3 protein-coding genes are annotated in these 1,926 nt (G+C 35.0%); all 3 read right to left on the bottom strand.

Features of this window, described 5'->3' with window-relative positions:
- Positions 1-304: 304 nt before the first annotated feature.
- Positions 305-892, bottom strand: coding sequence for a hypothetical protein (locus DXB43_RS14785; RefSeq protein WP_055171087.1), 588 nt, complete (start codon positions 890-892; stop codon positions 305-307).
- A gap of 9 nt (positions 893-901) precedes the next feature.
- Positions 902-1,486 (bottom strand): hypothetical protein, encoded by a 585-nt coding sequence (locus tag DXB43_RS14780; protein WP_015517456.1) that lies wholly within the window; start codon positions 1,484-1,486, stop codon positions 902-904.
- Between the two features lie 118 nt (positions 1,487-1,604).
- Positions 1,605-1,926, bottom strand: a 322-nt coding sequence (locus tag DXB43_RS15585; RefSeq protein ID WP_243006698.1) for a DUF3879 family protein, incomplete at its 5' end; no start/stop codon positions are given.

Here is a 1,926-nt window from a genome sequence, read left to right as displayed (position 1 = left end):
ATCAGTATTTTTTTCCATTATTGAATTCGTATTATTCATGTAATTAGATATTTTCATATTGTCACCTCAATTTCCATATTTATACAATGTCATTGACGGATAACGTCTGGTGAATGTCAAAGAATTTGATCCTACTGCATAATCATAATAATAATTAAAATTTTCTATATCTATTAACTTACCTGTTGACGGATCAATAATAACTGTCACGGCTTTAAAGTCCTGCCACAAATTATTCTCTTTATATGCCCCTGTGCATCTGCAATGAACACTGTAGAAGTTACTGTTATTTTAATTGCATACTTCATGCCTTCATATCAAAATTATCTTGCAATATTATGTTTTCACCTACACTACCAGTCTTTTCTTCACTATTTAGTGCTTTTCTCGCCTCACTAAATGCCTCATAATATGTCATTTTTAATGCTGAATGAACCTGTGACTCTGCTTTTGTTTCTTTTTCCTGCCAGCCTACTCCCCCTGTATAGGTCAAAACTTCTTCGCCCTCTTCATTGTATACATGAATTGCCGAGCCTGTCCCTGTTCCCTGATATTTTGCCTCATAAGGTATTCCAAACAGCATACAGAGCCATTTTTTGTCTGCTTCCTCAACTTCTTTCATTGCTGACATATTACCTGAATTCATTGATTGACTAAACTTTCCAATTAAAGCAGCTCTATTCGGGGCTACTTTGCTTACTTCCGTCTTTCTCAAATTCATAAATGCATTTCCCATATATACATTGTCCTGTGCATCTTTTTTTGCCAGATCAACAATCTTCTCTTTTAAAGAATCCGTTAATTTCCATTTGTTTTTTTTAGAAGATTTAGAAACATTTTTATTCGATGTGTTCCACACTTTTGCTGTGCTATAATTATTTGATATTTCCATTTAATTGAATCACCTCTCTGTTCTGTCATTTATGTAATCATACAATTCCTTATATGACAGATAACCTGATAAGTTGTTCGAATCATATTGTAACTGCATAAATTCTTTAATCATGCTCATATAGTCTTTCTTTTCATTTATGCTGTCAGAATCATAAGTGATGTTGCCATTCACACCACCAGCCGCATTCATGAAATCTCCAAAAGCATTTTTCGTAAAGCCTTCTACATCACTATATGTTGTATATGCAAGCATTTCCAAATAACTTGCATTTCTTGGATCAACATCATTTATCTGTACATTTGTATCTGTGTAATTTCCTTCTTTGTCCCAATATCTTACCCTGTATTCTGGGTTTGCCGAATCATATGCATCTGATTTATATACAGATGCACTACTGCCATCCGGAAATCCTACTGCTGTTAATGCATTTCCACTATCTTCTGTTCCCGACATATGTAATGTAATATTAGAAGATGTACTGCTTACATTTGATAACAAACCGGAATTCATACCGTTCGCTTTCGCAGTGTTTCTTTTTGTTCCTGTATAATAATTTGAATAATTATAACCGTTAATTCCTGCTATACTCATTTTCGTTTCCTCCAATTATTTTCATTCCTCTGTCATTCGGAATCTACTCACTCTCCATAACGGTCCAAAGACCATGCCTTTACAGGATAATCACAAGAAAGTACCCGACAAAAGCATACTATATTTTTATATCTACTGACTTCTTTCCACTCTCAACATACTCTCTCGTAATGCCATCCAATGCACCCTCCGGTATTGGTTTACCCGCTTTCCATGTAGGATCAGCAGCTTTTGCGGCTTTTGCAAATGCCTGTCTGTATTGATGTTCATATTGTTCCATTGTCCAGCCTGCTGATAAGCGGTCATCCTTATCCATTTTTCTGTATAAATTGTTATATACACTCTCCCTTTTGGTAGTATCACCATTTAGAGTACCATTTTCATTTAAGAATTCTTTCTTTGCCAGTTCAAACATTTCTTCCCGGCTGCTCTCTGGAATA

Source organism: Roseburia sp. OM04-10BH (assembly GCF_003462605.1).
GTDB classification, from domain to species: Bacteria; Bacillota; Clostridia; order Lachnospirales; family Lachnospiraceae; genus Roseburia_C; species Roseburia_C amylophila.
The sequence above is the reverse complement of the archived record's forward strand: the minus strand, read 5'-3'. Positions and strand labels throughout refer to the sequence as shown.